The 24,987-nt window shown below is 62.4% G+C and carries 21 protein-coding genes; 13 read left to right on the forward strand and 8 right to left on the reverse strand.

The genetic code is table 11. From position 1 onward, the window contains the following. The first annotated feature begins 229 nt into the window (after positions 1-229). From typA to ACTJLB_RS05160, 6 genes are all read left to right on the forward strand, one after another. Positions 230-2,056 (forward strand): translational GTPase TypA, encoded by a 1,827-nt coding sequence (typA, locus tag ACTJLB_RS05135; protein ID WP_020070123.1) that lies wholly within the window; start codon positions 230-232, stop codon positions 2,054-2,056. Between the two features lie 307 nt (positions 2,057-2,363). Continuing rightward, a complete protein-coding gene (locus ACTJLB_RS05140; protein ID WP_440782662.1) occupies positions 2,364-5,225 on the forward strand; it encodes a 2-oxoglutarate dehydrogenase E1 component in 2,862 nt (953 codons plus the stop codon). A 144-nt stretch (positions 5,226-5,369) separates the two neighbouring features. Then, complete coding sequence (gene odhB, locus ACTJLB_RS05145; RefSeq protein ID WP_020070125.1) at positions 5,370-6,659, forward strand: 2-oxoglutarate dehydrogenase complex dihydrolipoyllysine-residue succinyltransferase; 1,290 nt, start codon at positions 5,370-5,372, stop codon at positions 6,657-6,659. A 151-nt stretch (positions 6,660-6,810) separates the two neighbouring features. Further along, positions 6,811-8,241 (forward strand): dihydrolipoyl dehydrogenase, encoded by a 1,431-nt coding sequence (lpdA, locus tag ACTJLB_RS05150; protein ID WP_440782664.1) that lies wholly within the window; start codon positions 6,811-6,813, stop codon positions 8,239-8,241. Between the two features lie 87 nt (positions 8,242-8,328). Next, a complete protein-coding gene (gene zapE, locus ACTJLB_RS05155) occupies positions 8,329-9,426 on the forward strand; it encodes a cell division protein ZapE (protein WP_020070127.1) in 1,098 nt (365 codons plus the stop codon). Positions 9,427-9,597: 171 nt separating this feature from the next. Then, entirely contained in the window at positions 9,598-10,071 is a 474-nt protein-coding gene (locus tag ACTJLB_RS05160; protein ID WP_408130267.1) for a transposase, read from the forward strand. A gap of 102 nt (positions 10,072-10,173) precedes the next feature. Here ACTJLB_RS05160 and ACTJLB_RS05165 read toward each other — a convergent pair whose 3' ends face one another. Then, positions 10,174-10,659: a DUF2147 domain-containing protein gene (locus ACTJLB_RS05165; protein ID WP_440782665.1), complete on the reverse strand. Its 486-nt coding sequence runs from the start codon at positions 10,657-10,659 to the stop codon at positions 10,174-10,176. A 1,031-nt stretch (positions 10,660-11,690) separates the two neighbouring features. On the opposite strand from ACTJLB_RS05165, the gene ACTJLB_RS05170 reads away from it, so the two are divergent. Beyond that, positions 11,691-12,431 carry a DUF2968 domain-containing protein gene (locus ACTJLB_RS05170; RefSeq protein WP_440782666.1) on the forward strand — a complete coding sequence of 247 codons (741 nt, stop codon included), beginning with the start codon at positions 11,691-11,693 and terminating at the stop codon, positions 12,429-12,431. A gap of 156 nt (positions 12,432-12,587) precedes the next feature. On the opposite strand, the gene ACTJLB_RS05175 is transcribed toward ACTJLB_RS05170, so the two are convergent. Further along, positions 12,588-12,782 carry a hypothetical protein gene (locus tag ACTJLB_RS05175; protein ID WP_027804963.1) on the reverse strand — a complete coding sequence of 65 codons (195 nt, stop codon included), beginning with the start codon at positions 12,780-12,782 and terminating at the stop codon, positions 12,588-12,590. A 326-nt stretch (positions 12,783-13,108) separates the two neighbouring features. Between ACTJLB_RS05175 and ACTJLB_RS05180 the strand changes: the two genes are divergently transcribed. Further along, positions 13,109-13,333, forward strand: a complete 225-nt coding sequence (locus ACTJLB_RS05180) for a hypothetical protein (protein ID WP_020070132.1) — start codon at positions 13,109-13,111, stop codon at positions 13,331-13,333. A gap of 29 nt (positions 13,334-13,362) precedes the next feature. Here ACTJLB_RS05180 and hfq read toward each other — a convergent pair whose 3' ends face one another. Beyond that, a complete protein-coding gene (gene hfq / locus ACTJLB_RS05185; RefSeq protein ID WP_020070133.1) occupies positions 13,363-13,830 on the reverse strand; it encodes an RNA chaperone Hfq in 468 nt (155 codons plus the stop codon). A gap of 630 nt (positions 13,831-14,460) precedes the next feature. Here hfq and ACTJLB_RS05190 point away from each other — a divergent pair. The 5 genes from ACTJLB_RS05190 to ACTJLB_RS05210 all read left to right on the forward strand — a co-directional run bounded on the left by ACTJLB_RS05190 (position 14,461) and on the right by ACTJLB_RS05210 (position 18,136). Continuing rightward, positions 14,461-14,598 (forward strand): hypothetical protein, encoded by a 138-nt coding sequence (locus ACTJLB_RS05190; protein WP_179214194.1) that lies wholly within the window; start codon positions 14,461-14,463, stop codon positions 14,596-14,598. 14 nt (positions 14,599-14,612) lie between these two features. After that, positions 14,613-15,140: a sigma-70 family RNA polymerase sigma factor gene (locus ACTJLB_RS05195; RefSeq protein WP_020070135.1), complete on the forward strand. Its 528-nt coding sequence runs from the start codon at positions 14,613-14,615 to the stop codon at positions 15,138-15,140. After that, positions 15,137-16,000 carry an anti-sigma factor gene (locus ACTJLB_RS05200; RefSeq protein WP_440782667.1) on the forward strand — a complete coding sequence of 288 codons (864 nt, stop codon included), beginning with the start codon at positions 15,137-15,139 and terminating at the stop codon, positions 15,998-16,000. Before ACTJLB_RS05195 ends, ACTJLB_RS05200 begins: the two co-directional genes overlap by 4 nt. Positions 16,001-16,065: 65 nt before the next feature. After that, complete coding sequence (locus tag ACTJLB_RS05205) at positions 16,066-17,643, forward strand: FAD-binding protein (RefSeq protein WP_440782668.1); 1,578 nt, start codon at positions 16,066-16,068, stop codon at positions 17,641-17,643. A gap of 82 nt (positions 17,644-17,725) precedes the next feature. Next, positions 17,726-18,136: a hypothetical protein gene (locus tag ACTJLB_RS05210; protein ID WP_440782669.1), complete on the forward strand. Its 411-nt coding sequence runs from the start codon at positions 17,726-17,728 to the stop codon at positions 18,134-18,136. On the opposite strand, the gene ACTJLB_RS05215 is transcribed toward ACTJLB_RS05210, so the two are convergent. From ACTJLB_RS05215 to ACTJLB_RS05235, 5 genes are all read right to left on the reverse strand, one after another. Further along, the gene (locus ACTJLB_RS05215) at positions 18,133-19,161 is read right to left on the reverse strand and encodes a DUF1571 domain-containing protein (protein WP_440782670.1); all 1,029 of its coding nucleotides are present in this window, start codon (positions 19,159-19,161) and stop codon (positions 18,133-18,135) included. The genes ACTJLB_RS05210 and ACTJLB_RS05215 overlap by 4 nt on opposite strands. A 49-nt stretch (positions 19,162-19,210) precedes the next feature. Then, the gene (locus ACTJLB_RS05220) at positions 19,211-21,043 is read right to left on the reverse strand and encodes an AMP-binding protein (protein WP_440782671.1); all 1,833 of its coding nucleotides are present in this window, start codon (positions 21,041-21,043) and stop codon (positions 19,211-19,213) included. A 91-nt stretch (positions 21,044-21,134) separates the two neighbouring features. Further along, on the reverse strand, positions 21,135-22,436 hold the full coding sequence (locus ACTJLB_RS05225) for an acetyl-CoA C-acetyltransferase (protein ID WP_440782672.1): 1,302 nt from the start codon (positions 22,434-22,436) through the stop codon (positions 21,135-21,137). An 80-nt stretch (positions 22,437-22,516) separates the two neighbouring features. Then, positions 22,517-23,452 (reverse strand): MaoC/PaaZ C-terminal domain-containing protein, encoded by a 936-nt coding sequence (locus tag ACTJLB_RS05230; protein ID WP_440782673.1) that lies wholly within the window; start codon positions 23,450-23,452, stop codon positions 22,517-22,519. A gap of 2 nt (positions 23,453-23,454) precedes the next feature. Continuing rightward, positions 23,455-24,909 carry a 3-oxoacyl-ACP reductase gene (locus ACTJLB_RS05235; protein WP_440782674.1) on the reverse strand — a complete coding sequence of 485 codons (1,455 nt, stop codon included), beginning with the start codon at positions 24,907-24,909 and terminating at the stop codon, positions 23,455-23,457. Positions 24,910-24,987: the final 78 nt, after the last annotated feature.

Genomic DNA, 24,987 nt, shown 5'->3' on the forward strand with positions numbered 1-24,987 from the left:
CGTTTTCGCGTAGGGGTGAGGACAATTGGACGTCAGATCTACTCATGCGGGAGTGGGGCCGCAGCGCTTCCTATCAGGGAATACCAGAAAGCTTCACCGGTGCGTGCTATAATGTTGGGTTCCCAAAAGTGCGCATTGGGCTTGTCGTGGTTTTTATCCTCACATTGCTCTTATACGAAGAGCGAAGCGGCATGAGCAAGCGGCGCACTCAACTGTCTCCAGGTTTCCTATGACCCGCGCCCTACGCAACATCGCCATCATTGCCCACGTCGACCACGGCAAGACTACGCTCGTCGACCAGCTCCTCCGCCAGACCGCCACGTTCCGTGACAACCAGCAGGTTGCCGAGCGTGTGATGGACTCGAACGACATCGAAAAAGAACGTGGCATCACGATTCTTTCGAAGAACTGCGCGGTCGAATATGAGGGCACGCACATCAACATCGTCGACACCCCGGGCCACGCGGACTTCGGCGGTGAAGTGGAGCGCGTGCTGTCCATGGTCGATTCGGTGCTGCTGCTGGTGGACGCCGTCGAAGGCCCGATGCCGCAAACGCGCTTCGTGACCAAGAAGGCACTGGCGCTCGGTCTGAAGCCGATCGTGGTGATCAACAAGGTGGATCGTCCGGGCGCGCGCATCGACTGGGTGATCAACCAGACGTTCGACCTGTTCGACAAGCTGGGCGCGACCGACGAACAGCTCGACTTCCCGATCGTCTATGCGTCGGGCCTGAACGGCTATGCCGGTCTGACCCCGGACGTGCGTGAAGGCGATATGCGTCCGCTGTTCGAAGCCGTGCTCGAGCACGTGCCGGTTCGCGCGGCCGACCCGGAAGGCCCGCTGCAACTGCAGATCACCTCGCTCGACTACTCGTCGTATGTCGGCCGTATCGGCGTGGGCCGTATCACGCGTGGTCGCATCAAGCCGGGCATGGCCGTTGCCGTGCGTTCGGGTCCCGATGGCGCGATTCTGAACCGCAAGATCAATCAGGTCCTGTCGTTCAAGGGTCTCGAGCGCGTGCAGGTCGAGTCGGCTGAAGCTGGCGACATCGTGCTGATCAACGGTATCGAAGAAATCGGCATTGGCGTGACCATCTGCTCGCCGGAACAGCCGGAAGCGCTGCCCATGATCACCGTCGACGAACCGACGCTGACCATGAACTTCCTCGTCAACTCGTCGCCGCTCGCCGGCCGCGAAGGCAAGTTCGTCACGAGCCGTCAGATTCGTGACCGCCTGATGAAGGAACTGAATCACAACGTCGCGCTGCGCGTCAAAGAAACCGGCGACGAAACCACGTTCGAAGTGGCGGGCCGCGGCGAACTGCACCTGACCATTCTCGTGGAAAACATGCGCCGTGAAGGTTACGAGCTGGCCGTGTCGCGTCCGCGCGTGGTGATGCAGGAAATCGACGGTGTGAAGCACGAGCCGTACGAGAACCTGACCGTCGACATGGAAGACGCGCATCAGGGTGGCGTCATGGAAGAACTGGGCCGCCGCAAAGGCGAAATGCTCGACATGGCGTCGGACGGCCGTGGTCGCACGCGTCTCGAATATCGTATTTCGGCGCGCGGCCTGATCGGCTTCCAGTCGGAATTCCTCACGCTCACGCGCGGTACGGGCCTGATGAGCCACACGTTCGACTCGTATCAGCCGGTCAAGGAAGGCTCGGTTGGCGAGCGCCGCAACGGCGTGCTGATTTCGCAGGACGACGGCGCAGCAGTCGCTTATGCGCTGTGGAAGCTGCAGGACCGCGGCCGTATGTTCGTGTCGCCGGGCGAGCCGCTGTACGAAGGCATGATCATCGGCATTCACAGCCGTGACAACGACCTGGTCGTGAACCCGATCAAGGGCAAGCAACTTACCAACGTCCGTTCATCGGGCACCGACGAAGCAGTGCGCCTCGTGCCGCCGATCCAGATGTCGCTGGAATACGCGGTCGAATTCATCGACGACGACGAACTGGTCGAAGTCACGCCGCAATCCATCCGTCTGCGTAAGCGCTACCTGAAAGAGCACGAGCGTCGCAGCGCGAGCCGCAAGGGCGCGGTAGATTAAGCAGCGCGCAACGGCCTCTGGCCTTCGCTTGAGCTGTTAGTGAAAAGCCACCTTCGGGTGGCTTTTTACATTTCCGGAGCGCATTCGCGTTATTGGAAATTGCCGCTGAAGCCCGTCGCTGAAGGCCCGGGCGGCGATCCGTCTGCTATCTGCGATATCCGTTATGTGATATGCTCCCCGGGTGCAAAGTTTTAGGTCCTTCCAAGCAAGACTTGATTCGCGCAATCCGCTAAACGGTCAGGCCGTGTCGCGGAAGGTTCTGTAACCCGCTATTTCTCGAGAAACTCGAAGAAAGGTGAGCGTAAAAATGATGAAGCAATTCCAGTCGAACTCTTATCTGTTCGGCGGCAATGCTCCGTACGTAGAAGAAATGTACGAAGCATATCTCGACAACCCGGCGTCAGTGCCCGAGAACTGGCGCAGCTATTTCGACGCGTTGCAGAACGTTCCTGCATCGGATGGCACCAATGCCAACGACGTGGCCCATGGCCCGATCGTCGAATCGTTTGCACAACGGGCCAAGGCCAACGCCTTCATCCCGCGCACGGCAACCGGTGGCGAAGACCTCGCTACCGCGCGAAAGCAAGTCTATGTGCAGTCCCTCATCGGCGCATATCGCTTCCTCGGCTCGCAATGGGCCAATCTCGATCCCCTGAAGCGCCGCGAACGTCCCGCTATTCCCGAGCTCGAACCCGCGTTCTACGACTTCACCGAAGCCGATATGGACGAGGAATTCAGCGCCACGAATCTGTATTTCGGATTTGAGCGCGCTTCGCTGCGCGAGATCGTCAAGGCATTGCGCGACACGTATTGCGGCACGATCGGCGCCGAGTACATGTACATCAGCGATCCGGAACAGAAGCGCTGGTGGAAGGAAAAGCTGGAGTCGATCCGCTCCACGCCGAATTTCTCGAACGAGAAGAAAAAGCACATCCTGAATCGCCTGACGGCCGCTGAAGGCCTCGAGCGCTTCCTCCATACCAAGTACGTCGGCCAGAAGCGCTTCTCGCTGGAAGGCGGCGAAAGCTTCATCGCGTCGATGGACGAAGTCGTGCGTCACGGCGGCGCACGCGGCGTGCAGGAAATCGTCATCGGCATGGCTCACCGTGGCCGTCTGAACGTGCTGGTCAATACGCTCGGCAAGATGCCGGCTGACCTGTTCGCCGAATTCGAAGGCAAGCACGTCGACGACCTGCCGGCGGGCGACGTGAAGTACCACAAGGGCTTCTCGTCGGACGTCTCGACCGAAGGCGGCCCGGTTCACCTCTCGCTCGCGTTCAACCCGTCGCACCTCGAAATCGTCAACCCGGTGGTAGAAGGTTCGGCGAAGGCGCGTATGGACCGTCGCGGCGACGACAGCGGCCTGCAAGTGCTGCCGGTGCAGATCCACGGCGACGCGGCTTTTGCCGGTCAGGGCGTCGTGATGGAAACGCTGAACCTCGCGCAAACGCGCGGTTACGGCACGCACGGCACGTTGCACATCGTCATCAACAACCAGATCGGCTTCACGACGTCGGACCCGCGCGATTCGCGCTCCACGTTGTACTGCTCGGACGTCGTCAAGATGATCGAGGCGCCGGTGCTGCACGTGAACGGCGACGACCCCGAAGCGGTGGTTCTGGCCACGCAACTGGCTATCGACTTCCGGATGCAGTTCCACAAGGACGTCGTGGTCGACATCGTCTGCTTCCGTAAGCTGGGTCACAACGAGCAGGACACGCCGGCTGTCACGCAGCCGCTGATGTACAAGACCATCGCGAAGCATCCGGGCACGCGCGCGTTGTACGCCGAGAAGCTGGTGCAACAAGGCGTGATCACAGCCGAAGAAGGCGAGGAATTCGTCAAGGCCTACCGCAAGGCGATGGACGAAGGCCATCACACGGTCGACCCGGTGCTCTCGAACTACAAGAGCAAGTACGCGGTGGACTGGGTGCCGTTCCTGAACCGCAAGTGGACCGACGCGGCCGACACGGCTGTGCCGCTCGCGGAACTGAAGCGCCTCGCTGAGCGCATCACCACCGTCCCGAAAAACTTCAAGGTTCACCCGCTCGTCGAGCGCGTTCTGAACGACCGTCGCGCAATGGGCCGTGGCGAAGCGAAGCTCGACTGGGGTATGGGCGAGCACCTCGCGTTCGCGTCGCTGGTCGCCTCCGGCTATGCGGTGCGCCTGACCGGCCAGGACTCGGGCCGCGGCACGTTCACGCACCGTCACGCGGTGCTGCACGATCAGAACCGCGAGCGCTGGAACGACGGCACTTACGTGCCGCTGCAGAACATCGCCGAAGGTCAGGCGAAGTTCACGGTGATCGACTCGGTGCTGTCGGAAGAAGCGGTGCTCGGCTTCGAATACGGTTACTCCACGGCTGAACCGAACACGTTCGTCGCATGGGAAGCGCAGTTCGGCGACTTCGTGAACGGCGCGCAGGTTGTGATCGACCAGTTCATTTCGTCGGGCGAAGTAAAGTGGGGCCGCGTCTCGGGCCTGACCATGCTGCTGCCGCACGGCTATGAAGGCCAGGGTCCGGAGCACTCGTCGGCGCGTATCGAACGTTTCCTGCAACTGTGCGCAGATCACAACATGCAAGTGGTCCAGCCGACCACGCCGGCGCAGATTTTCCACCTGTTGCGCCGTCAGATGATCCGGTTGTTCCGCAAGCCGCTGATCGTTGCTACGCCGAAGTCGCTGCTGCGTCATAAGGAAGCCGTCTCCGATCTGTCGGAACTGGCGAAGGGTTCGTTCCAGCCGGTGATCGGCGAAGTCGAAGAAACCATCGACGCGAAGAAGGTCAAGCGCGTGCTGGTGTGTTCGGGCCGCGTGTACTACGACCTCGTCGCGCATCGCCGCGAAGCGAAGGCGAACGACGTTGCGATCGTGCGTATCGAACAGCTGTATCCGTTCGCTCACAAGCAGTTCGAAGCGGAGATCAAGAAGTACGACAACGCGACGGAAGTGGTCTGGGTGCAGGACGAGCCGCAGAATCAGGGACCGTGGTTCTACATCGAGCACCATCTGAAGGAAGGCATGAAGGAAGGACAGAAGCTGGCATACAGCGGCCGTCCGGCTTCGGCTTCGCCGGCAGTCGGTTACTACGCGAAGCACTACGAGCAGCAGAAAGCGCTGGTCGAAGGCGCTTTCGGCCGCCTCAAGAGCGCGTCGATCGCTAAATAAAGAGAACAGACGAACCGGGAAAGCGCAGCGCGCTTTCCCGCGCCGCGTTCAGCGACCGCATAAAGGTCCAGACGCGGTAGACATGGTTCGCAGGCGGTCGTCGTTCACCGCGCCGTCACCCGATACGTATTCAGGATATTCATAATGGCTATTGTTGAAGTCAAGGTTCCCCAGCTGTCCGAGTCGGTCTCGGAAGCCACGATGCTGCAGTGGAAGAAGAAGCCCGGCGAGGCTGTTGCCCAGGACGAAATTCTCATCGAAATCGAGACCGACAAGGTCGTGCTCGAAGTGCCGGCACCCTCGGCCGGCGTGCTCGCGCAAGTCATCGCGAACGACGGCGACACCGTCACGGCCGATCAGGTCATCGCCAAGATCGACACGGAAGGCAAGGCAGGCGCCGCCGCTGTCGAAGCGGAAGTGAAACCGGCTCCGGCCGCCACGCCCGCTCCGGCCGCCGCACCGGCGCCGGCTGCTCAAGCCGCATCCGCAACGGGTGCGAACACCGCTGCTTCGCCGGCTGCCGGCAAGCTCATGGCGGAGAAGGGCTTGTCGTCGGGCGACGTCGCCGGCACGGGCCGCGACGGCCGCATCACCAAGGGCGACGTACTGACGGCAGGCCAGGCCGCTCCGGCTGCGAAGCCCGCCGCGCCTGCACCGGCTGCCGCACCGAAGGCCGCCCGGCCGTCGCTGCCGGACGTCAAGGGCCCGGCATCGGCCGACCAGTGGCTGAAGGACCGCCCGGAGCAACGCGTGCCGATGTCGCGTCTGCGTGCGCGTATCGCCGAGCGTCTGCTCGAGTCGCAGCAAACCAACGCCATCCTGACCACGTTCAACGAAGTGAACATGGCGCCGGTGATGGACTTGCGCAACAAGTACAAGGACAAGTTCGAAAAGGAACATGGCGTGAAGCTCGGCTTCATGTCGTTCTTCGTGAAGGCGGCTGTTCACGCGCTGAAGAAGTTCCCGCTGGTGAACGCGTCGATCGACGGTAACGACATCGTCTATCACGGCTATTTCGACATTGGTATTGCTGTCGGTTCGCCGCGCGGTCTGGTGGTGCCGATCCTGCGCAATGCAGATCAGCTGAGCCTCGCCGAAATCGAGAAGAAGATTGCCGAATTCGGCCAGAAGGCGAAAGACGGCAAGCTGTCGATCGAGGAAATGACGGGCGGTACGTTCTCGATCTCGAACGGCGGTGTGTTCGGTTCGATGCTGTCGACGCCGATCATCAACCCGCCGCAGTCCGCGATTCTCGGCGTGCACGCAACGAAGGAACGCGCCGTGGTCGAAAACGGCCAGATCGTGATCCGCCCGATGAACTACCTGGCGCTCTCCTACGACCACCGGATCATCGACGGCCGTGAAGCCGTGCTGTCGCTCGTCGCCATGAAGGATGCGCTGGAAGACCCGGCGCGCCTGCTGCTCGACCTGTAAGCGCTGCTTTTATCGGTGCCGGCTTGCGATCGCGCGAGCCGGCGCCATATAAAGCATCAGGCAAGCACCACGTCTTTCGCATTCCGCAGTACAGGAACGACCCGCGCCACGAAGTGTGGCCGCGCGCCGTTCCGTCATCAAAAGGATTGTCATGTCCAAAGAATTTGACGTCGTCGTGATCGGCGCAGGCCCTGGCGGTTACATCGCCGCCATCCGCGCAGCGCAGCTCGGCAAGACCGTCGCATGTATCGAAAAATGGAAGAACCCGGCCGGCACGTTGAAGCTCGGCGGCACGTGTCTGAACGTGGGTTGCATTCCGTCGAAGGCGCTGCTCGCGTCGTCGGAAGAATTTGAAAACGCATCGCATCACCTCGCTGACCACGGCATCTCGGTGGAAAACGTGAAGGTCGACATCTCGAAGATGATGGCCCGCAAAGACGGCATCGTCGAAAAGATGACGAAGGGCATCGAATTCCTTTTCCGCAAGAACAAGATCACGTGGCTCAAGGGTCACGGCAAGTTCACCGGCAAGACGGACGCCGGCGTGCAGATCGAGGTGAGCGGGGAAGGCGAAACGGAAGTGGTTACGGCGAAGAACGCGATCATCGCCACGGGTTCGAAAGCACGCCATCTGCCGAACATTCCGGTCGACAACAAGATTGTCGCCGACAACGAAGGCGCACTCGCTTTCGACACGGCACCGAAGAAGCTCGCCGTGATCGGCGCAGGCGTGATCGGACTCGAACTCGGCTCGGTGTGGCGCCGTCTGGGCGCGGAAGTGACCGTGCTCGAAGCGCTGCCGGAATTCCTCGGCGCGGCTGACCAGGCGCTCGCGAAAGAAGCGGCCAAGCAGTTCAAGAAGCAGGGTCTCGACATTCACGTCGGCGTGAAGGTCGGCGAAGTGTCGACCACGGAGAGCAGCGTCACAATCAATTACACGGACAAGGACGGCAACGCGCAGAAGATCGAAGCCGACCGCCTGATCGTGTCGATCGGCCGCGTGCCGAACACCGACAACCTCGGTCTCGAAGCGATTGGCCTGAAGGCCAACGAACGCGGCTTTATCGATGTCGACGATCATTGCGCGACGGCCGTGCCGAACGTCTACGCGATCGGCGACGTGGTTCGTGGCCCGATGCTCGCGCACAAGGCCGAAGACGAAGGCGTGCTGGTCGCTGAGATCATCGACGGTCAGAAGCCGCATATCGACTACAACTGCATTCCGTGGGTGATCTACACGGAACCGGAAATTGCGTGGGTCGGCAAGACGGAACAGCAACTGAAGGCGGAAGGCCGCGAAGTCAAGACGGGCCAGTTCCCGTTCATGGCGAACGGCCGCGCGCTGGGCATCAACAAGGCGGACGGTTTCGTCAAGATGATCGCCGACGCAAAGACCGACGAACTGCTCGGCGTGCACATCATCTCGGCGAACGCATCGGACCTGATCGCGGAAGCCGTGGTGGCGATGGAATTCAAGGCGGCGTCGGAAGACATCGGCCGCATTTGCCATCCGCACCCGTCGCTGTCGGAAGTCATGCGCGAAGCGGCACTCGCCGTGGACAAGCGCGCACTGAACATGTAATCGCGCACGCCTGACTGAACGTACTCTGGCATCACCACAAAGGCGGGCGGGTTCACTCCCTCCCGCCTTTCTTTTCGCAGCAACACGATGAACGTCACCGAATACTACGAAAAAGAACTGCAGACGCGGGGCTACCAATCCGACCCGGCGCAACGCGCGGCGGTCGACCGTCTGCAGCGGTGCTACGAAGAGTGGGTCGAGTACAAGTCGCGCCGCTCGAATGCGTTGAAAAAGCTCATCAACCGCCCGGACCCGCCGCGCGGCGTGTACATGTGGGGCGGAGTAGGGCGCGGCAAAAGCTTCCTGATGGACAGCTTCTACATGATCGTGCCGGTGCAGCGCAAAACGCGGCTGCATTTCCACGAATTCATGCGCGAAGTGCATCGCGAACTGGAAGAACTGAAAGGCCAGGCCGATCCGCTCGACGAACTCGCACGACGCGTTGCGAAGCGCTACCGGCTGATCTGCTTCGATGAATTTCACGTGTCGGACATTGCCGATGCGATGATCCTGTACCGCCTGCTCGACAAGCTCTTTGAAAACGGCGTGCAGTTCGTGATGACGTCCAACTACGACCCCGACACGCTGTACCCTGACGGCCTGCACCGCGACCGCATGCTGCCGGCCATCGAGCTTATCAAGGAGAAGCTCGACGTGATCAACGTCGATGCAGGCATCGACTACCGGCAACGCACTCTCGCTCAAGTGGAGGTGTATCACACGCCGCTCGGCGCGGCCGCCGACAAGGCGTTGCGCGACGCGTTCGCGCGCCTCGCCGCGGTCCCTGACGAAAGCCCGATCCTGCATATCGAAAAACGCGAGTTGAAGGCGCTGCGCAAGGCCGACGGCGTTGTCTGGTTCGATTTTGCGACGTTGTGCGGCGGTCCCCGTTCGCAGAACGACTACCTTGAATTGGCGAGCCGTTTCCACGCGGTGATTCTGTCAGCGGTGCCGCAGATGTCGGCGCGCATGGCGTCGGAAGCGCGCCGCTTCACGTGGCTGATCGACGTGTTCTACGACCACAAGGTGAAGCTGCTGATGTCGGCGGCGGTGCCGCCCGAGGAGCTTTACGTCGATGGACCCATGGCTAACGAATTCACGCGCACGGTGTCCCGGATCGTCGAAATGCAGAGCAAAGAGTATCTCGATGCGCCGCGCCGGATCGTCGATACGTCGCTGACCTGAGCAGGGCCCGGTCTGTTTTTGGAAACCCGCGGGCGCTCCTTTTGCGATAGCTCACGCCGCTTCGGCCTAGCGGACTAGGTCGAAAGGCGTATTTTCAGGATTCGGATTGCTCTGATGTTCCGTGTTTGGGCGAGTGGCTATCTTTGTCGAGTATCTGACAAAGGAGAAACCATGAACCCCTACCGCGATATGAACGACGAAGAGTGGCAACGCATTGCGCCGTTGCTGCCCGAACTGCGCCCGCGCTCTGAGCTACGCGGACGCCCGCTTGCCAATACCCGTTCTGTTCTGAACGGCGTGTTGTGGGTAATGTATAGCGGCGCTACCTGGTCTGCCATGCCGCGCAAATACCCGTCTTATCAAACCTGTCATCGCCGCTTCAAGGCCTGGTACGAATCAGGCGTATTAAAGCGCGTCATGGAGCAGTTGTTCGGCACAGCGAGTGAAGAACTTTGCGCAATGATGGAGGCGCGCATGCGCACGCACCTGAGCGCGGAACAGAAAAGCGTGGTCGCAGTAGAAAAGGCGCCGGTGCCGGCAGCGCCCACGGCGCATACGTCGCCCACGTTGCAAAAGCCGGCACCGGCCAAGCCCTTGCCGTCTTCCCCGTTTGCTTTCGCGTCGCCCTTCAAACACGCTGCATGACGACTTCAATCACGCGAGATCTCGTAAAAACGGCCGCACGATAATATCGTCGGCCGTTTGTCTTTGTCTTTTGGATTGATCAGCGCGGGCCGCGCTCATTCATTATTGCTGACGAACCCACGTTTGCGATCGGCCAAGCAACGACACGCCGATGTATCCGCGCACTACGAGCTTATTGCCGCCTTCTTCCAGACGCATTTTGCACTTGTATAGCTTGCCATTTTCGGGGTCGAGGATCTGCCCGTGATCCCAGGCTTCACCGTCCTTTCTCATGTCGCTAATAATGGTCATGCCGAGAATAGGCTGGTCCTTGCTCGCGTCGGTACATGCAGTACAGCGGCGATCTGGCTGGTCGTTCGGACCGAGACCCTTGATTACCTTGCCGCTTAGCGTGCCACTGCCGTCCTGGGAAATCTGCACGAGTGCCTTTGGCTGGCCGGTGTGATCGTCGATAGTCTGCCAGGTGCCTACCGGAGTGTCCGTTTGCGCCATCGCGGTGACGGCGCTGGCGAGAAGTACGCCGGCAAACGCTGCATGTTTCGCTGTGCGAAGCGCGACCGCGCGAGCGCGTTGAGTGAACTGCATCATTGTCTTCCTCCTTGTTAAAAGACAGCGCGATCGTGGTCGCGCAGCGTTTTTGGCATCGCGTGAAGCCGTATCACGAGACCTTGGACTCGCGATCTCGCGTGATGCTTCGGGTTCTCCTGACGCCAGCGGCGCTAGCCCGGTTTGCGGCTTCGCATGGCCGCTTCGTGTCGTCAGCGCAGAATACGTTAAGTGTGCGTCAAAGTGCGGCTGTCGTTTGATAGTGGAACCTCTAATCAGACTGCGGCACTTTGCGGCTGTATTGAACTGATACCAGAGCATGGCTTCGATATGCGGCCTGAGCGACGTGCTTTCGACGGGTGTTTTTGCCGGACGCTTGTAGCACCTGAAGGTCCAGCACTGCAGTGGTTCGTATCGTCGGTCGGAGGGCTGAAGTGATCGACGAAGCTCTCAGCGGCGGGTGAGGGCCCGCATGCAAATAAACGTGCGTCGTATCGAACGAAACAGACGGCGTAACACTGTGCGCAGGCACGCGAAGCCTGTGTGAACGCAGGGCAGCTCTGCGACATTGGACTTAGCCCGAGTGGCCCGATGCCTCGCCCGTTAATCGCGTTAATGCGGGATCCTTATCAATTACGGGTTCCGAAGCTGCATGGCGATGTCATGAACCGGCTCGTCAACGTGTTCAAGAGTTCTGGAGTCGCTGGAGCTGACTGAGTCGACCGTCACCACACCCGAGACGCCCGTCAGTTCCAACAGTAGGGCGCTGACTGGATCAAACGGCCGACTGTATCTGCGCCGAACCGTGCGACACGGTGAGGCAGTCCACGTTGAGAGCGCATGCCCCGCGCGGCGACCCGGTCCTGACGCAACCATTGCAACCTCGGTCGTTTGCAGCCGCTGAGGCCGCACAATCCCACATCTTCACCAATTTACAAGACAGCCTCCGCCGGAAGGCCCAACTCAAAAACACCGGTCGGTACAAATTTTCGACGAACGGCCCGAAGTTCGCGAAAGTGAGTAATAATGAGATGATCAGGAACTAAAATTAAAACTATCGAAGCAGGAATGACATGGACCAAAAGTCGAAATTACGACTGATCGCCGTCGCCGCGATCATGGCGTCGGGGATAGCACAAGTCGCGTGCGCACAGGCTCAGCCGGAGGCCGATATCAGCGCAACGCCCGGGTTGGTTGCCGAACCGGCCACAACAACCGCACTGGCGTCCGCTTTGCTGCCGGCGCAGGCCCAAGTGCAGACGCAAGTGCAAACATCCGCGCTTACGCCGGACGAGGTCAAGCAATCCGCCGCGGGGAACGTCGCGGAACTGCAGCAGTTGATCAAGGGCTCGGAACTCAGCGAGTTGCGCACCACGTACAACGCCAGCTATGGAACGAGCTTGCTATTCCACGGCAAGGAAATGACGTACTACGTGGCGCTTTTCCAGCAGAAGAACTTCTGGCGCGTGATCAAGACGCAAGACGCGGCGCGCGCCGAAATGATCTATCGCGATTTCGTGCGCCAGACTGTGCAATTGTCGAACGTAGAGATTCGCCGCACGCAACTCGAAGCGCAGAAGGCGTTCACCGAACGCATGATCGCGTTGTCACAGGGCCGCGCCAACCGTCTGCAAGCGGATCTTGACGTAGCCCGCCAGCAGCAGACGATCGTTGCGAACCAGCAGCAGCAAACGCGCGCGGAAGCACTGGCACTGGCTCAGCAGAAGACTGCCGCGCAAGAGCAGCTGCGCGTCGCCCAGCGCCAGGTGCGCGACCTGCAGCGCCAACTCGAAAGCGGCTTGCCCGCGCACTAACCGGGACTGGGTCGAACGGCCCATCTCAAGGCCGGGCGTAGCGGTGCTTTACCGCAGCCCGGCCCGCCGAAACGACGCGTTGCGACGCGCCGGCAATTCCATTCGCGCGGACTGCGCTGGTCTTCGTAGCATGCGCCTTCCTTCTTGCCGCGCGCGCTAGCGCCGCTTCTTTTCTGTCACCGGCTGCTCGTTTTCCGATGCGCGACGCGGCTCGTGCTCGTGGACGGCGATCGGGTCGCTAGCGGGAAAGCTCTCTTCCAACGCCTCGTCGAGGCGACTATCCGTCGAGTCTATCGACGGTTCCGCCTGCTTTCCGGCAGCGGGCAACGCAGTGTGCTTCTTGCTCGTCATGACAGGCTCCCAATGAACGAAGTCGACGGTTGAGCATAACGCAAAGGGAGCATCGGCGACATCGGCCGAACGGTATAGGACGCGCTTGCGCACTCGTCCGAGAATCGCGGAGCGACATGCCGCGGGCGCGCGCCAATCTGAATAAATAAAAACTTCAAACGTGAGCCTGCCCGCTCGTTTTCCGAGTGTCGCAGGTATGCAGTGCGGAAAAATAGAACAATGACCGGTCGCGTGGACCGGCCCATCAGACCGCCTGCGCCAAACCTGCAATGCTCAGCTCGGGAGGAGCGCAAACACGATCGGCGAACGACAAGGCAGCAAACACCATGGACAAGAAACCCGTGCGCGCCAAGCGTTTCAACGCTTCACACGTGGTGGAGGCAGAGCTGGAACATCTGGATTGGGCAACGAAGCAGCCGGCGCAACGGATGTTGGACGCAGGCTACTGGCGGCGTCGCGTGTTGGCGGTTAAAAGCAAGTTCGAGCTGACGGACCAGCAGGTGGCGAGGGTAGAAAAAATTCTGCAGCGGCTCGGTCCTCTCGCGAAGTGACCGGCGCCGCTCCGCGGGCACGTCGACGCTTACGCGTGACCGCCGCCGCCATGATTGCCGTGGTTGCCGCCGTCGCCGCCCGTGCCGAACAGGCGCCGGCGGCGCGTCACCACTACGGGCGCGTCTGACGCGCTGCCGCGCTCTGGCGCAGGGCGGTCGGATGACGGCGCACCATACGATTCGCGCGGTTCACGCGGTTCCCGATGCTCGCGCGGCTCCCGCGAGCCGTGCGGGCCGCGCGTGGTGTGCTCGCCATGCGACGGACGGCCCGCGCGCGGAGCCGGACGGGTTCCGGTATCGAGCTGGATCGTCGAGATGGCGCGCTTGTAGATGCCTTGCAAGCCGACGGGCGTGCGCAGCATCACCAGATACTGATCGAACGACTCGATGCACCCTGTCAGGCGGATGCCATTGACAAGGTAAATCTCAACGCGCTTTCGTTCTTTGCGCGCAGCGTTCATGAAGTCGTTTTGCGGATGCGATTCTGCGGAAGCCATGGACAATTCAGGTTAGAAAGACGGTTGTTCGCCGCGATTCTACCCTGTGTGGGGGCAGAACGCGTCGACGGGCGAACTGCGTCCACTATAACGGCTTGCGCTCACATAAGCACCTGATAACTATTGGCTGTAACGTTGAGTTACGAAATCCGCCGACCATTGACCGGCTTCTTCGGCCACGGCCCGCGTTTGCTCCCGTCGATGGCGGAAAATGCCGGCATTGCGAGCGCGTCGGTGGAATAAATTCCGGGTCCAACGCGTTTAGTCAAGGACAGGGTTAAGCACTGAGAAGCAGGAACCGAAGCGCTAACGCTGGTCGAGACAGATTTGCATGGGGCTGAAGTAAACGCTAAAGCGCTAACTCCGGTCGACCGCTTCACATGGGACCGGACTAAGCGCTAAAGCGCCAACTCCAGTCGACCGCTTTGCATGGGACCGGACCAAGCGCTAAAGCGCTAACTCCGGTCGACCGCTTTGCATGGGACCGGACTAAGCGCTGAAGCGCTAACTCCGGTCGACCGCTTTGCATGGGACCGGACTAAGCGCTAAAGCGCTAACTCCGGTCGACCGCTGTGCATGGGACCGGAGTAAGCGCTAAAGCGCTAACTCCGGTCGACAAAGGAGACTCGTATGAAAGCAACTCTCAGCATCGTCGCGATGATATTCGCACTCGCAGTGGCGTCGCTCGCGACCAGCGCCTGCTCCTCCACCGCCGACAATAGCGCGTCCAGCTCCAGCGGCGGCAACAGTAGCGGCGGCGGCTACTGAGAGCCACGCGCCGCGTGAGCTTTGAAGCAGAAGTGATCTCGTGGCTCCCGCAGCTGCGCCGCTACGCGCGCGCGCTGACGGGGGACCGCGCATGGGCCGACGACCTGGTTCAGGATACGGCGGAGCGCGCGCTTGCGCGCTGGGCGGCGTTCCGGCCGAACAGCAACCTGCGCGCGTGGCTGCTCACCATTCTGCGGCATCTTTATATCGATCAGTTGCGCGGCCGCCGCGAGATTGCCGTCGATGAAGAAAGCGCGCCCTGGCGCAACCTCGAAGCGCCGCAACGCGAGGTCGACGGCCTCGTGCTGCGCGATCTGCAGCGCGCGCTGTATTGCCTGCCGATCGAGCAGCGCGAGGTGCTGTTGCTCGTCTGCGTCGAAGAGCTCAGTTATCAGGAGACGTCGAAGGCGCTCGGCGTGCCGGTCGGCACGGTGATGTCGCGACTGTCGCGCGCACGCGAACATCTGCGCGGGTTGCTGGAAGGACCCGCTCAGGAGCCGGCGCGTAAGCCGCCGCTGAAAGTAGTGAGAAACCCGCGATGAATGACGACCACGATTCCAGCTTGCCCGACGGGGTAGACCTGCAAGCGCTATCGGCGTTTGTCGACGGTGAAATGTCGGATGCGGAACGCGAACGCATCGCGACGCTGCTCGCCGCGCATCCGCAAGCCGCTGCGCGCGTCGCCGCATGGCGGGCGCAAAAAGCAGCACTGCAGGTGTTGTGCGGCGCGCCGCAGGACGACGCGCGTCGCTCGCCGGCTGGCCAGGCTGCCGATACGGCGCGCAGAACCGACGATGCCGATGAGCCCACCGTCATCGTCCTGCGTCCGCGCACGCCGTGGTGGCGGCGCGCGGGGATCGCCGCGTGCTGGCTCGCGGCGGGCGCCGGGCTCACGCTGGCGTTGGGGCCGCTGGCGCCGCGTCTGACCGGCGGCGCGTGGAACGGTCTCGGTGCGCAGGCGCCCAGCTTCGCCGAACGCGCCGACGTAGCGTATGCGGTTTATACGCCTGAGCGGCGTCATCCGGTAGAAGTCGCGGCGAGCGAAGAAGAGCATTTGATCAGCTGGCTTTCCAAGCGTCTGAACCGGTCGCTTTCCGTGCCGTCGCTGCAGGAATACGGCTACTCGCTCGTGGGCGGCCGTCTGTTGCCCGGCGAAGCGGGGCCGGCCGCGCAATTCATGTACGAGAACCGCGCCGGCGCGCGGCTCACGCTGTATGTGACCGGCACTGCGCGCGACGAGACCGCGTTCCGCCTGCTACGCGACGGCAACCGGCGCACCTTCTACTGGATCAGCGACGGCATGGGTTATGCGTTGTCAGGGCCGATCGCGGAAGGCAAGCTACGCTCGATTGCGGTCGACGTCTGCAGTGCGCTCGGTGGCAAGCCGGAAGCGTGGCAGTAGCGTGACAATAGAGCGGCTGTTGCTGGGCGAACACCACGCAAGCCTTCCCCGCTGAAGGAGAACCCTTGATCCGCCACTTGCCGCCGGGAGTTTCCGCCGCGCAGTTCGACCGGGCGCTCGCCGCCTGGCGCTTGATTGTCGGCGAGCCGCATGTCGTGGATTCGGCGGCCGGACTCTCCACCTATCTCGATCCCTTCGCGCCGGGCGAGCGCGAAGCGTTCGCGGCGAGCGCCGCGCTCTTGCCCGCATCTGTCGATGAAATCCGCGCGGTGCTGCGCGTGGCGAATCAATATCGCATTCCGTTGTGGACCGTCTCCACCGGGCGCAATTTTGCGTACGGCGGCGCGGCGCCGCGTCTTACCGGTTCGGTCGTGCTCGATCTGCAGCGGATGAACCGCATCGTCGAAGTGAACGAAACACTCGCCTATGCGCTCGTCGAGCCGGGCGTGAGCTACTTCGATCTTCATGCGCACCTGCGCGATAAGGGCTACAGGCTGTGGGTCGATCCGCCGGCTGCCGGCTGGGGCAGCGTGGTGGGCAACACGCTCGAACGCGGCTTCGGCTACACGCCGTACGGCGATCATGCGGCGACGCAATGCGGAATGGAGGTGGTGCTGGCAAACGGCGACGTGTTGCGAACGGGCATGGGCGCAATCGACACCAGCACCGCATGGCAGCTTTACCAGCCCGGTTACGGACCTTCGTTCGACGCTATGTTCATGCAGTCGAACTACGGCATCGTGACCAAGCTCGGCGTCTGGCTGATGCCCGCGCCGCCCGCGTATCTGCTCGGCGAAATCCAGTTCCGCGATGAAGCGGATCTGGAGCCCATCGTCGACATATTGCGGCCGTTGCGGCTCGATGAAACTATCCATAATCACGCGGTGATCGAGGGCGGCTTGCGGCGCGCGGCAGGATTGTCGGCGCGCGCGCAATGGTACGACGGGCCCGGCGCAATGCCCGAAAGCGCGGTCGCCGCGATGCTCGACAAGCTCGATGTGGGCCGCTGGAATCTGCATTTTGCGCTGTACGGCACGCCCGAGGTGGTCGATGCACACTACGCAATCGTGCAGCGCGCGTTCGCGCGCGTGCCTCACGCGCGGCTGCTGGCGAAGCGTTATGCGGGCGACGCGCAGCCCACCGCCGGCGGTGACCGTAATCTCGCCGGCATTCCCGCAATGAGCGCGTTCCGCATGCTCGACTGGCGCGGCGGCGCGGGCGCGCATGTGGACTTTGCGCCGGTGTGTCCGGCAACCGGACGCGACGCGCTGCGCCAATACTCGATGGTGAAGGCCCGCGCGGCCGAGTACGGTTTCGACTACTACGGCGGCTTTACAGCGGGCGTGCGTCATCTGCATCACATCTTTGCGGCGATTTTCGATCGCGACGATACGAACCAGGTCGAGCAGGCGGGCGCCTTGTTGCGCTCGTTGATGAGCGATGCGCGCGCGGCCGGCTACGGCCAATATCGCACGCACCTCGCGTATATGGATTTCGCGGCCGCTCAATACAACTTCAACGACGGCGCATTGCTGCGACTGTCGGAAACGATCAAGGACGCGCTCGACCCGAACGGCGTTCTCGCGCCGGGCAAGCAGGGCATCTGGCCTGCGGCGTGGCGCGATCGGCGCGGCTATACATAGCGTCAGACGACGTCGGTCGGGCATGGCGCAACTGTCCGGTGGGCATTGCGCTCGCTGACCAAACCAGGAGGCGGACCAGCACATGGACCGGCGCACCTTCATGATGACGAGCGCATGGCTTTCCACCACGGCAGGTTCCGCGTGGCCATGGCTCACGCACGCCGCCGCGCGTCGCGACACGTTGGCGATTGCCGATTCCACGCTCACGTTCAGCGCTGCGTTTGCCCGCTACGCGGCGGCGATGAAGTTGCCGGTATTCGAAACCGGCAACGACATCGGCCTGTTATGGCACACGGCGCTTGCACCGATGCTTCGAGCGTCGACTAGCGAGCAGCCGACGCCGTGGCTAATCGGCGTAACGCGCGCATCAGACTATTTCGTGCTCAAAGAACTCGCCACGCATGCAACGCATCGCATCGAGCACGGCCACGAACGGAGCGGCGAGCAAGGCACGCAGTCAGCCCACGTTAGCTTCGTCTTTGCGCCGCGTTAGAACTTATATGCCTTGTTCTTGGGATCGAAAGTGGAATCGTCGAAAGTTTTCGGCGTGATCGTTTCGAACACGATCTTCTCGAAGATGCGGCCGTCGTTGTCATAAGACTCGACAGTGCGGAAATACGGATGCCGCAAATCGAGCCCGAGCGTTTCCCTCTTTGCGTAGAACTGCGGCTGGCCGGTCGGTGTCTCGAACGTGAACGCGACGACACGCACACCGTCGATCGTCTTCACTTCGATCTGCGTCGAGCGGGGCAGGCCGGCTTCGGTAAATTTTTTGCCCTCGGCCAGGTATTGCTCTGCAATGTATTCGGTCCCGAGATCGCGCACGTCGTGATTCGATTGCGAGCGGGCGAGGGCGCCGTTCAACGACGTCCATAACGGCATCACGTTCATGATGCCGCCCAGATGTCCGTACATTTCGTCCGCGCGTTTGGACTCGTCGTAAAGGATTTCCTGGCCGGCGTGCGCACCGTCGGGCAGCCACTTCGCGTAGATGCGAAGCGGGTCGTGCGCGACCCGCACGAGCATATGGTCCGGCTTGTCGGGCCACTGGCCGCGAATGCGTTCCGAACGCGACATCGTCATTTCATACGACGCGTAGCCGTTCGGCCCTTCCTTGATATAGCGCGGCAACGCGAGCGGATCGAGCGACTTGAAGAGCGCGACAAGCTGCGCGTCGCCGAGCGCTTCGAGCGCGCCGCTTTGTTGCGCGGCGCGCAGCCATTTGACCTGCTGATCGAGCGTCAGCTTGCCGACCTGCGACGCAGGCGTGGATGGCGCCTTGACAGCGCTCGCGGCTTCGAGCGGCGGCGGCTTGTCGTCGTTTTGCGCGAACGCGGGCACTGTCGCGGCGCTCGCTGCGCCGGCCATCAACGCGCCCAGCAGCAGCCTGCGGATACCGGACCGGTGCGATGCGCTGTGAGACGCTGCGAGCGCCGGCGCGGTGCCGCCAGCGATAACGTGAGCGTCGGGCCGCACGAAACGGGCAATGCGCTGACGTGCGAACAGGCGGTGCGTCATCGAACTCTCCGAAAGGGTGGCGCAAGACATCATGCGAGCGCCTTGCCTCTCAGGCAGTCTTTTGCTTCGCGAGTTCCTCGTCCCGTAGCGCACGGCGCAGAATCTTGCCGACGTTGGTTTGCGGCAGCTCGTCGCGAAACTCGACCACCTTCGGCACCTTGTAGCCCGTCAGATTCTTGCGGCAATGTGCAATCACCTGCTCGGCGGTCAGCGACGGATTGCGCTTCACGATGAACACCTTCACGCGTTCGCCCTGGGCGTCGTCGGGCACACCGATTGCAGCCACCTCGCGCACGTCCGGGTGCGCCGCGATGACATCTTCGATCTCGTTCGGGTAGACGTTGAAGCCCGAGACCAGAATCATGTCTTTCTTGCGGTCGATCAGCCGGATGAAGCCGCGCGAATCCATCACGCCAATGTCGCCGGTCGCAAGCCAACCTTCGTCGTCGATCACCTTCGCCGTTTCTTCCGGCCGGTTCCAGTAGCCTTTCATGACCTGCGGCCCCTTCACGCACAATTCGCCCGCTTCGCCGATGTTGGCCCAGCTGCCGTCGTCTTTTCTGAAGCGGACTTGCGTGGAGGGCGCGGGCAGGCCGATCGAGCCTTCGAAGTCGCGCAGGTTCGAGATGTCGACGGGGTTCATCGACACGATGGGCGAGCATTCGGTCAAGCCGTAGCCTTCGATAATCGGCTTGCCGGTGACGGCCTTGAAGCGCTCGGCTACCGAGCGCTGCGTTGCCATGCCGCCTGCCATTGCCAGTTTCAGGTCGGAGAAATCGCGCTTGCAGAATTCCTCGTTCTCGAGAAACGCGTTGTAGAGCGTGTTGACCGCGGTCATGCCGGTGAATTTCTCGTGACGGATAATCATCATTACGCGCTTCATGTCGCGCGGATTGGCGATCAGAATGTTGCGTCCGCCGAGACCCATGAAAATCAGCGCGTTCACCGTCAGCGAATAGATGTGATAGAGCGGCAGCGGCGTGAGTACCGTTTCCACTTCTCCGCTCAATTGACCTTCGGCCCACGCCTTTGCCTGCAGCAGATTGGCGATGATGTTCCGGTGCGTGAGCATCGCGCCCTTCGCGACGCCGGTCGTTCCGCCGGTGTACTGAAGAAACGCGATATCGTGATGCGTCGGCCGAACAGGCGTGAGCGGCCGCGTATAACCAATGGCAAGCGCCTTCAGCAACGGAACGGCATTGGGCAGACTGTACGCGGGCACCATCTTCTTCACGTGGCGCAGCATGAAATTGAGCACACGTCCCTTCAGATTCAGGCCGTCGGCGAGCAGGTCGCCGAGTCCTGTCACGATCATGTTCTGCACCTTGGTGCCCGGCAGCGCGTCTTGCACCGTCTTCGCAAAGTTCTCGAAAACGATGATGGTCTGCGCGCCGCTGTCCTTCAACTGATGCGCGAGTTCGCGCACGGTGTAGAGCGGATTGACGTTGACCACCACCGCGCCGGCTTTCAGTACGCCGAACAGCGACACCGGGTATTGAAACGTATTGGGCAGCATGATCGCGACGCGCTCGCCCGGTTTCACGCCGATGCTTTGCAGATACGCGGCGAAGGCGGTCGCCTTGCGGCCGAGTTCGCCATAGGTCATGCTCGCGCCGACGCTGACGTACGCAACGCGCTCACGGAATTGCGCAATGCATTCGTCGAAGAAATGCACGACAGATTCGTATTTGCCGACGTCGATCTCATGCGACACGTCGGCGGGATACGACGCGTACCAGATGCCGTCGGTGTTGGGGGCGTGGTTAGTGGGCCCCGTTGCGTCTTGCGTCGAGTGAGGCGTTGCCGCCGCATCGGCATGAGCGGGCCCGGTTGCCTGGTTCGCAGCGGCGGGCGAGAGCGAGGCTTGAGTGGGCTGGGTCATCGGTCGTCTCCTGAAGCCTTGGCTTCAATGGTTTGTGTGCTGGTTGAAGCGGTCCAGCATGTTGCTGCATTTGCTACGGCCACCATGAATCTCAGCGCTCGATGATCGCCACCACGCCCTGGCCGCCCGCCGCGCAGATCGAAATTAGCCCACGCGCCGTGCCCGCCGGCTTGTCGAGTTGAGCGAGCATCTTCGCCAGAGCCGCGACGATGCGCCCGCCCGTCGCCGCGAACGGATGCCCGGTTGCGAGCGAGCCGCCGTTCACGTTGAGCTTCGCGCTGTCGATCGAACCGAGCGGCCCGTGGAGGCCAAGCTGCGTGCGGCAGTATTCGTCATCCTGCCACGCCGCGAGCGTGCACAGCACCTGCGCCGCGAACGCTTCGTGGATCTCGTAGAAATTGAAGTCCTGCAGCGTGAGTCCGGCTCGCGCGAGCATGCGCGGCACCGCGTAGGCGGGCGCCATCAAAAGGCCTTCTTTCTTGTCGAAGAAGTCGACTGCCGCGGTTTCCGACCAGCTCAGATAGGCGAGCACCGGCAACCCGTGGCGCGCGGCCCACTCCTCGCTTGCAAGCAGTACGGCCGAGGCGCCGTCGGTGAGCGGCGTCGAATTGCCTGCGGTCAGCGTGCCCGCGTCGCGATCGAAGGCGGGCGAGAGCGCGGCGAGCTTGTCGAGCGTGAGGTCCGAGCGCAGATTGTTGTCGCGCGCGAGGCCGCGATACGGCGTCATCAGATCGTTGACGAAACCGCGCGCGTAAGCTTCGGCCAGCTTGCGGTGGCTCTCGTAAGCCAGCACGTCCTGCGCTTCGCGCGAAATGTTCCAGCGCTTGGCCATCAGTTCGCAGTGCTCGCCCATCGAAAGGCCGGTGCGCGGTTCGCCGTTGCGCGGCAGGAGCGGCTTGAAAAACATGGCGGGCCGCAGCTTCGCGAGCGCGCCCACTCGCTCGCCCGTACTCCTGCCGCGATTCGCTTCGAGCAGAATCTTGCGCATCTTTTCGTTGACGCCGATGGGCGCATCCGATGTCGTATCGACGCCGCCCGCGATACCCGCTTCGATCTGTCCTAACGCGATCTTGTTGGCGACGAGTATGGCGGCTTCGAGCCCCGTACCGCAAGCCTGTTGAACATCGTACGCGGGCGTTTCCTTCGCGAGTGTGGTGGACAGCACAGATTCGCGCGTCAGATTGAAGTCGCGCGAATGCTTGATGACCGCGCCCGCCGCAACTTCGCCGAGACGTTCGCCGTGCAGGCCATAGCGGTCGATCAGTCCTTGCAGCGTGAAGGTCAGCATGTCCTGATTCGACGCGCTCGCATACGCGGTGTTCGAGCGTGCGAACGGAATCCGGTTACCGCCGATTATCGCGACGCGGCGCACGGGTGGCAGCGGGTGGGACATGCCTGGCTCCTTCTGGTTGCGTATGTTTCATGGTCGGTGGAACGAGTGCGCGCGCCGTTATCGGGCAGACGGCGCGCGCTTCATTGCAATCTCCATTGCATGCGCCCGCGCAAATGCGGCTTTTCTCCGGCGATGTCGCGCACCTCGATATCGCGTTCGATCAGCGAAGACGACGCGCTCCACAACGACGCTTCGCCGGGCAGCAGCATCGGCAGTTTGAATTCGGCACTGAGCGTTGCTTCGGCCAGCGGCTTGGGCGGCTGCAAGGACGATGCCGCGCGCGCGAGCGTCCACATGCCGTGTGCGATCGCGCGCGGGAAACCGAATGCTTTGGCAGAGAGCGCGCTCAGATGGATCGGGTTGTAGTCGCCCGACACGCTCGCGTAATCGCGGCCGAGTTGCGAGGCAAGCTGCCAGCGCGCGATGCGTTGCAGCGCTGCCGAATCGACCTGAAGCGGTTCGAGTTGCGCGCCGCTCGCGGGCACGCCGCGCTTCAGATAAACGCTGTCGCCGTCCCACACCGCTTCGCCGCGCCGGTAAATGCGGGTATGCAGCAAAAACGCCTGGCCCTTGTCGTGATGTAGCAGCGCGCCGAATTCGACCTCGACGCGCAGCAGGTCCTTGTACGCGAGCGGCCGGCGCAGACGCACATGATTGGCCAGATGCAGCAGGCCGACCGCGGGCCACGGGAACGCCGGGTCGGTCAGCATCAGCAGATGCAAGGGGAACGCGAGCAGATGCGGATACGTGAGAGGCACGCCATGTTCCGGGATGAATCCACACACGCGTGCATAACGCCACGCGGGCCCGGGGTCGAGCGCGACAGCGGGGCGCACGAGGCGCAATGCGGGCAACTGCGTCGGGCGTGCGCGTTTGACGATGCCCGACAAAGCTCGCGCATAGAGCTTCGCCGGCGTCGGCAAGGTTTCGACGACGACAGTTCTGGGTCGCACCGCGTGGTGCGGCGCGAGCTGCGATGCATGATTCCCGCCAAACGGATCCCCGGGTTCATCCATGCTTATGCTCCGATCAGGCTTTGTCCGCACACGCGCACGACCTGGCCGCTGATGCCGGCCGATCCTGGATGCGCGAGCCACGCGATGGTCTGGGCGACGTCGACTGGCAGGCCGCCCTGGCCGAGCGAATTCATCCGGCGGCCTGCCTCGCGAAGGGTCAGCGGCATCTTCGCGGTCATCTGCGTTTCGATGAAACCCGGCGCGACTGCGTTGATCGTGATGCCGCGCGGGCGCAGCAGCGGCGCCATGCTTTGCACGCGGCCAATCACGCCGGCTTTCGACGTCGCGTAATTGGTCTGGCCGGGATTGCCCGCGATCCCGCTGATCGACGACACGCCGACAATTCGCCCGCCGTCGCGCAAAATGCCTGCCGCGAGCAGCGCGTCGTCGATGCGCTCCTGCGCGCACAGGTTGATGTCGATCACGCTTTGCCACGCGCCGCCTGTCATCTTCGCGATGGTTTTGTCTTTCGTGATGCCGGCGTTGTGCACGACGATATCCACGCCGTGATCGTCGAGCGCGGCGGCGATCTGCGCGGGCGCTTCGGGCGCCGCAATGTCGAAGGCGAGGGCGGTGCCGTTCAACTGGCGCATGGTGGCTTCGAGCGCGTCGCGCGCGGACGGAATGTCGATCCCGATCACGTGCGCGCCTTGCGCCGCGAGCACTCTTGCAATCGACGCGCCGATGCCGCGCGCGGCGCCGGTCACGACCGCGCGCCGGTTCGCGAGCGGCTGGTTCCAGTCGAACGGCGATGCGGCGTCGTTACCGCCCTCATGGGTTACGGCAACGCGATTCACGACGCCATGCAGACCGTCTGCGGCGATCCGCACCACCTGGCCCGACACATACGCCGAACGCGGTGACAGAAAGAAGCGCAGCGTGGCTTCCATTTCTAGCTCGGCGCCTTCGCCGACATAGACCAGATTCGCCGTGATGCCGCGCCGCGCTTCCTTGCCAAGCGAACGCGTGAGTCCTTCCAGCGCACGTTGCGCAGTCCATTGACGCGGACTCGCGCATGCTTCGGGCGGCCTTCCCAACACGACGATACGCCCGCATTTTGCAAGCGAGCGCAGCGTGTCGTGAAAGAACGCGTGCAGCGGTTCCATCTGAGTGCTGTCGTCGATACCGCTCGCGTCGAAGATCAATGCGCCGACGCGCGCGGCCGAGCCCGACTCCGCGGGTTCGAAGCGCCCCGTCAGCAGACCGTGACGATGTGCGAGGGGCATCCACAATCCGGCGCTTTCATGCGCGACGCTCGTCACGCCGATGCTCGCCACCAGGTCCGCCAGCGAATCGAGCAGATGCGGCTCGCGCCCGGCGCCAATCGCGACCAGGCCGCCGAACTCGGGCTCGTCGGCGCGATAGCGTCGCAGCACCTCGGGCTTCGGAAGACCCAGAGAACGCGCAACGCGCGCGCCGAACGGCGAATTGACGAAGTTCAGGTAAGAGTCGTTCATATTGTTCGTTGCTCCGCTGGACACGCCCGCACGTCTGTCAGTGTGCACTGAGTTTGGCGCATCGGCGTGTCGCGCAGC

The organism is Paraburkholderia sp. 22098, from assembly GCF_052045935.1.
Taxonomy (GTDB): domain Bacteria; phylum Pseudomonadota; class Gammaproteobacteria; order Burkholderiales; family Burkholderiaceae; genus Paraburkholderia; species Paraburkholderia caledonica.